Below are 6681 nucleotides of genomic sequence, written 5' to 3'. Positions count from 1 at the left end.
GGGGGTAATCGTCTGTTAGGTGTTTATCTGTTTGGCGCTGCTAACCTGACGGACACTGATCTGGGTGGTGCTGATCTGAGTGGTGCTGATCTGTTTGGCGCTGATCTTGAGGGTGCATTTTTTGGTTATGCTGATCTGAGTGGTGCTAATTTGGAGCAAGCTGATCTGAGTGGTGCTAGCCTGTGGAATGCTAATCTGGCGTGGACGGCTATGAAAAACGCAATCCTCTGCAACACAAGGATGCCAGACGATTCAGTCATCTACAGCGGGTGCTGACCGCAGTGCGAGCAAGGAATGATCGGAGTTTTTCTTTATGACTTCGATGCGGTGATAGACACCTTACGAGTTTGGCTCACGTTTAACGCCTTGAAAGCATGGATAAATACATCTAACTAACTGTTTTTATGAGGAAATTCTGTAATACTCTGTAATCCTACTCGAAATGGCCCCACTTACACACGTCAGTAATTGCCTTCATATGTTGAACCAGCTGACTTGGGGGGCGGTTTGTACCGTAACTGTCATGAACACGGTTGGAATCTTTGTCTTTGTGACCAGCCAGATACTTACCAATCTCTGACGGGACGCCAGCTGCACGGTATCTGTCCATAAACGTGTGACGTGCAGAGTAGGGCGACAAGAGTCGAGGATCGTTTGACCTCAGATTGGTAATACATCGACTAAGTCGCTTTGATACGTCAGCGCTATCCATTCTAGATAGACGTGGAAAGAGCATCGTTCCTTCGTTTTCAAGTGTTGCAGAGTATTCAGTTAGGGTGGTTAGAAACTCTCCAACTAACGGGACAGCACGTGCTAAACGATCTTTGCCTTTAAATGCTGGTTTGATGCGAAGGTAAGGCACATCGTCGTGAAGTTTAATGTCTTGCAGAGCTAAAGACAGGGCTTCGCCATTTGGACAGCCGCAATAAAGCATCAGATGCCCTAGGATGCTTAGTTCTTTATCGTCTGATTGAAGCAGAGCATTCCGATACAGACGTTCTTCTTCTGGAGTAAATGGTCTACGTTCTTTTGCTGCTTGAGATGCAGCATCGCCAGTGACCAGACCCGCAAAGATATTCGCTAAAGGCTTCTTCGGATACTCAAGGTTCCACGCATTGATTGCAGCTGTAAACAGAGCAAGGTTCCGTTTTCTGGTGCTAGGATTGGGCCAGAGTTCCGCACATATATCCTTGACTTGATAACGTTCCAGCTTCTCCATGTCTGTCCTTAATCCGTACTGCAAATGAGCAGCGAAGCGCTCAAACAATCTTGGAACTGCCCGTTTTACCTTGGCATCCTGTTGCGTTGATCTCGACTTCTCAAGATTTCCTTGCAGATAATTGTTCAGCACGTCTTGCAGGGTCGTCGTGAAGTCCCAATCTTCTTTTCCTTGCAGCGTCATGACGGCGGCAAGTTCAAGGGGGTCTGCCTCGTTTACATTACGGTTGGTCACCCATCCGTCATGGCTTTTCACCATCAAGCCCTTATCTTCAAGAATATCTTGCGCCCATTCACGGTTGAGAAGTTTGGCATCGTTGTCTTCCCATTCCTTTAGGTTTGCCTCCTCTAAAGCAGGATCAAGAAATACTTGTTCAACGATAGCCTTGGCAGCAGTTAACTTCTCACCGCCTGTTTGATAATCAGCTGTTCCGTCGGCCATCGCTTCAAGTGTGTCGAACCACTTGTTCAAAGCCGTCAACTTCACAAAGGCTTCGTTAAAATCTTTGGTCTTGAACGAGACTTTGTATTCGTTCCCGTTCTTGGGGAAGAAAGGCTTGAGTTCAGAGGACAACCAACGTCGATAGCCATACCTCCCAGTCTTAGGTGATTTTGTAAGATATGGGATGTTTTGCTTCATTGATCTGTACCAATTATCTAATTTTCCTGTACTAAATTTGACGTAAAAATGTCAATAATTTAAGCGATTTTTACTTGTTATCTTAAAAAAATTCGTTTATTTACAGTCACTAAGAGGTTAGAGGCCCCGTGGCTCAACTGGATAGAGCAGCCCCCTCCTAAGGGGCAGGTTGCAGGTTCGAATCCTGCCGGGGTCGCCAAAAACACTTGAAAAATATGAATTATTTTCAAAGCTTTGTGCAGAAGCTTGCAAAAAGTCCCGTGAGCTTTCGCGGCGAAATCGGCTGAAACGGGCGATTTCTCGTACAAAACCTGTACAAAATTCGCACGTTTGTACGTATTTCGGGGGCCAATCATGAGCCGCCATAGCTTTGATCCCGAAATCGCGGGACGTGTCGGTCTCAATGCAGCGGTGATTTTCCAGAACATCACCTTCTGGATCGAGAAGAACCAAGCCAATCGCCGCAACCTTCGAGACGGGCGGTATTGGACCTACAATTCGATCTCGGCCTTTGGTGAGTTGTTCCCCTATCTGAGCGAGAAGCAGATCCGAACCGCGTTCGAAAAGCTGGTCAGTGCGGAGCTGATCATCAAGGGCAATTTCAGCGACGATCGCTATGATCGGACCTGCTGGTATGCCCTGGGCAACTCCATTTGCCCAAATGGGCAAATCGATCCGACCGAAAGGGAAAACGATGCATTTGCCCCTGAGGGCAAGCCATCTGCCCCTGAGGGCAAATCCTATAAGAACAGATATAAACCATATCAAAAACCAAATCCTTCGCACGCGAAGGTAGCGGTGGAGGATGAGATTTCAGAAAAGATTTTGTCCGCCTATCCCGAGGATCGCGCTCGCGGCAAAGCGGTTTGTATCTCGCAAATCCGCCTGGCGCTGGCCGACGGAGTGGACGCCAAAGACCTCGAGGACGCCGTGCGGGCCTATGCGACCGAGAGCGAAGGCTTCACCCGCTCCAAGGTGTGCTTCTCCGACAATTGGTTCTCCTCTGGCCGTTGGTTGAAATACCTTCAGGAGGTTGAGAAGGCGCGAGAAGCGGGCAAAGCCAAAGAGGCTGAATTGCTGAAAGGTTTGGCCGGCTGCTACCACAGAAAGTCATGGCAGGTATTTCATCAACACAAGTTTCCGCGCTTCCAACGCATTAGCCTTTTCAGCCATGTAGCTGTAACGGTTATACGTCCCGGCTACTCCGGGAATGACGTGGCCCAATACGCGCTTAATGTGTTCCTGCAAGACACCTTGCTGGGCCATGTTGTTTCTGATGGCAGAGGGGTGAGATTGGCGTATTGATGGCCGCATGAAGGTTTCGACGACAATCGTGGGTGTGAGTTATCCAGCGCTCACCGCTTTGGCGGCGCAGTTTTGCGCGGACCTTGCCGTGCCGTTCGCAAGAGACGATAGTGATAGTACGGAGTTTCTGACACCGAATGGCCGCATCAGTTTGACGGATGACCCCACTGGTGTCGGGCTTCTGCTGGACTGCCCAGATGAAAAAACCTGTTATGAATTGCGCGACAGTCTTGTCAGACTGCTGGCGGGCACGCTGCCTGAAACGGCGGCGGCTTTGACGTGGTCCGATGATGTTGAGGCTGGTGCATTGCCGCCAAACTTTCAGATCGCAACCGTGCTGCACAGTGCGCCTTTGGGTCCGATGTTTAGAAGAGTCACATTAAAGCTGCCGAATCCGCAGTTGTTTGAGGATGACGCGATCCATTTTCGCGTCGTTCTGCCCTTGTACAACGGGGTTGATCCCATCTGGCCCCGTCTTGCCGCCAACGGGGCAACGGTCTGGCCGCAGGGCGCACATGCGCTACATCGGCCGGTTTACACCGTCCGGCACCGCCGCGATGATGAAATCGATATGGATGTTCTGTTGCATGCGGGTGGGCGTTTGTCGGCTTGGGCGCAAGAGTGCAAACCGGGCGATGCGCTGGCGATCTTGGGGCCGGCGGGTGCGGGCACGCTAAACCAGTCAAAGGTTTTGCTGTGTGGCGATGCTGCGGCGTTTCCGGCAATTGCGCGGATCATAGAGGAACTTCCAGAGGCGGTCACTGGTCAGGTTTTGCTTTGCTCTGCCGACGGGACACCGACCTATCCCATACCAACACGCACAGGCATTTCGGTTGATTGGGTTTCACAGGATAAGTTCTTCAGCGCTGTCGAAACTGCGATGGCTGCGTCGGCGGATCGATATCTTTGGATTGCAGCGGGGACGGAGGTCATTTCGGACCTTCGTCAAACGGCCACGTTCAAAGCGCGTCATAAGCATACTACCTATTGTGCATCGTTTTGGGGCAGAGATGGTTTCGCCTCATGACGTTGGCCAACAAGATTTGGTGAAGCCTCGCGCGTTTTTGGTTTTCCTGAAAGTCTATTCCTGAATTTCTCCAAAGGTGTGCCGAAGTCTGGAAACATCTTGCAGGTCAATTGGCACGCCCTTTAGTTTCGGACCATCTTTTCTTAACGATCGGCCTAACAATGAAGGCTTAGTGCGATCCATATGCGAGGCATTAGTTCATGACCCGAACCTACCTGAAGAAGGCAACACTCACCGCGCAGTCAAATGCGTCCGATGTGTCGGAGACGGTGAAGAGCATCCTAGATGATATCGAAGCTGGTGGGGACACAAGCGCGCTGGAATATGCAGCGAAATTCGATGGGTACGAGGGCAACATCCTTCTGACTAAGGAGGAGATTGAGGCGGCGATTGCCAAGGTGCCTGAAAAGCTGAAGGCAGATATCCGCTTTGCCCATGACAACGTAAAGCGTTTTGCGGAACTGCAGAAAAGCACCGTCGCTGATGTGGAAATGGAAATTTCATCAGGCTTTGTGGCTGGCCAAAAGGCAATCCCCGTCGATGCCGCAGGTTGCTATGTTCCGGGCGGACGGTACAGCCACATCGCGTCCGCGATCATGACGGTGACGACAGCGAAAGTTGCTGGATGCAAGCATATCACTGCTTGCTCACCACCGCGTCCGGGTGTCGGTGTTGCGCCAGCCATCGTTTATGCCGCTCACATCTGCGGCGCCGACAAGATCATGGCAATGGGCGGCGTGCAGGGCGTTGCTGCGATGACGTTTGGCCTTTTCGGTCTGCCAAAGGCGAACATCCTTGTTGGTCCGGGCAACCAGTTTGTTGCTGAAGCCAAGCGCATCCTCTTTGGGCGCGTCGGGATCGACATGATTGCTGGCCCAACGGACAGTCTGATCCTTGCTGACAAAACAGCTGATCCGCATATCGTTGCGACAGACTTGGTTAGTCAGGCGGAGCATGGATATAACTCCCCCGTATGGCTGGTGACAGACGATCGCGCGTTGGCGGAAGACGTCATGAACCGTGTACCTGCGCTGATCGATGACTTGCCAGAAATGAATGCTGACAATGCGCGTGCTGCGTGGCGCGACTATGCGGAAGTGATCCTTTGTGAGGATCGCGAGGTTATGGCTGCAACCTCTGACGAATACGCGCCGGAGCATTTGACAGTGCAAGCCGAAGATATCGATTGGTGGCTGGAGCGTCTCACATGCTACGGCTCGCTCTTCCTTGGTGAAGAAACGACTGTGGCTTACGGTGACAAGGCGTCTGGCACAAACCACGTGCTGCCAACATCTGGAGCGGCCAACTACACAGGTGGTTTGAGCGTGCACAAGTACATGAAGATCGTCACATGGCAGCGCGCGACACAAGTTGCATCGAAAGAGGTGGCGATTGCGACCGCTCGGATCAGCCGGTTGGAAGGCATGGAAGGACATGCGCGGTCGGCGGACGTACGTTTGGCAAAATATTTCCCGGGTGAGAACTTCGACCTGTCAGCGGTCGAATAAAGCCCGCCATGAAAGCGCTCGTCTACACCGGTGTTGAATCGCTCGACTATCAAGAAGCGGCTGACGCAGTTGCGGGCGAGGGTGAACAGTTGATCCGCGTCTCAGCCGTTGGGATTTGCGGATCAGACATGCACGCCTATCTGGGCCATGACGACCGACGCCCTGCGCCTTTGATCTTGGGTCATGAGGCGGCGGGCACGATTGTTGGTGGGCCACGCGATGGTGAGCGGGTCACGATCAATCCTTTGGTCAGCTGCTATGCTTGTGATGCCTGCCACGCGGGCCGCGAAAACCTTTGCTCAGAGCGGCAGATCATCTCAATGCCGCCACGACAGGGCGCATTCGCTGATATGGTGGCAATGCCAGACCGCAATCTGGTGACAGTGCCGGATCATGTGTCGTTCGAGAAAGCCTCGCTCGTTGAACCGTTGGCAGTGAGCTGGCACGCGGCGCGTCTGGCCTTGGAAGCTCTACATCCGTCCATGGACAAAACGGCCTTAGTGATTGGTGGCGGCGCCATTGGGCTGGCTGCTGCATTGGCGTTGCAAGCGCAGGGCGCGGATGAGGTCACAATAGTGGAGCCAAATGACGCGCGGCGTGCGTTTCTTGTGGATCACTGTGGGCAATCCGCCGTGTCTTCAGCGGACGGCTCCCCCGCCATCGTCATTGATGCGGTTGGGTTTGCTGTCACGCGCGCGTCGGCGAGCGCTTGTGTTCGGCCTGGGGGCGTGATTGCCCATGTTGGGCTGGGGGACAGTGACGGCGGACTCGATATCCGCCGCATCACCTTGCAAGAGATCACCGTGATCGGGACATACACCTACACGGCGCAGGATTTTGTCGATACGGCGCACGCCCTGTTCGACGGTCGGTTGGGCGATTGTGAGTGGACCGAGGTGCGATCCTTGGCTGATGGCGCCGCAGCGTTCCAAGACATTCGGGCAGGGCGGGTCGCCGCCCCCAAAATTATTCTGAAGCCTTAG

6 protein-coding genes and 1 tRNA gene are annotated in these 6681 nt (G+C 52.9%); 6 read left to right on the top strand and 1 reads right to left on the bottom strand.

Features of this window, described 5'->3' with window-relative positions:
• The coding region (locus ACTF5F_RS09585; RefSeq protein ID WP_438956646.1) for a pentapeptide repeat-containing protein at positions 1–276 on the top strand (276 nt) is incomplete at its 5' end.
• Positions 277–433: 157 nt separating this feature from the next.
• Here ACTF5F_RS09585 and ACTF5F_RS09580 read toward each other — a convergent pair.
• Positions 434–1858 carry a tyrosine-type recombinase/integrase gene (locus ACTF5F_RS09580; RefSeq protein WP_438956645.1) on the bottom strand — a complete coding sequence of 475 codons (1425 nt, stop codon included), beginning with the start codon at positions 1856–1858 and terminating at the stop codon, positions 434–436.
• Between the two features lie 122 nt (positions 1859–1980).
• On the opposite strand from ACTF5F_RS09580, the gene ACTF5F_RS09575 reads away from it, so the two are divergent.
• From ACTF5F_RS09575 to ACTF5F_RS09555, 5 genes are all read left to right on the top strand, one after another.
• Positions 1981–2057, top strand: a tRNA-Arg gene (locus ACTF5F_RS09575).
• A 155-nt stretch (positions 2058–2212) separates the two neighbouring features.
• Positions 2213–3163 carry a hypothetical protein gene (locus ACTF5F_RS09570; RefSeq protein WP_438956644.1) on the top strand — a complete coding sequence of 317 codons (951 nt, stop codon included), beginning with the start codon at positions 2213–2215 and terminating at the stop codon, positions 3161–3163.
• Between the two features lie 7 nt (positions 3164–3170).
• On the top strand, positions 3171–4190 hold the full coding sequence (locus ACTF5F_RS09565; protein WP_438956643.1) for a siderophore-interacting protein: 1020 nt from the start codon (positions 3171–3173) through the stop codon (positions 4188–4190).
• A gap of 200 nt (positions 4191–4390) precedes the next feature.
• Positions 4391–5698, top strand: coding sequence for a histidinol dehydrogenase (gene hisD / locus ACTF5F_RS09560; protein ID WP_438956642.1), 1308 nt, complete (start codon positions 4391–4393; stop codon positions 5696–5698).
• Between the two features lie 8 nt (positions 5699–5706).
• Complete coding sequence (locus tag ACTF5F_RS09555) at positions 5707–6681, top strand: alcohol dehydrogenase catalytic domain-containing protein (protein WP_438956641.1); 975 nt, start codon at positions 5707–5709, stop codon at positions 6679–6681.

The organism is Cognatiyoonia sp. (assembly GCF_965661665.1).
Lineage (GTDB): Bacteria > Pseudomonadota > Alphaproteobacteria > Rhodobacterales > Rhodobacteraceae > Cognatiyoonia.
This window is presented reverse-complemented; position numbering and strand designations above follow the sequence as displayed.

Bases quoted from the DNA above. Each gene is read 5' to 3' on its own strand.
- ACTF5F_RS09580 (WP_438956645.1), bottom strand. From the start codon at position 1,858: ATGAAGCAAAACATCCCATATCTTACAAAATCACCTAAGACTGGGAGG.
- ACTF5F_RS09570 (WP_438956644.1), top strand. From the start codon at position 2,213: ATGAGCCGCCATAGCTTTGATCCCGAAATCGCGGGACGTGTCGGTCTC.
- ACTF5F_RS09565 (WP_438956643.1), top strand. From the start codon at position 3,171: ATGAAGGTTTCGACGACAATCGTGGGTGTGAGTTATCCAGCGCTCACC.
- hisD (WP_438956642.1), top strand. From the start codon at position 4,391: ATGACCCGAACCTACCTGAAGAAGGCAACACTCACCGCGCAGTCAAAT.
- ACTF5F_RS09555 (WP_438956641.1), top strand. From the start codon at position 5,707: ATGAAAGCGCTCGTCTACACCGGTGTTGAATCGCTCGACTATCAAGAA.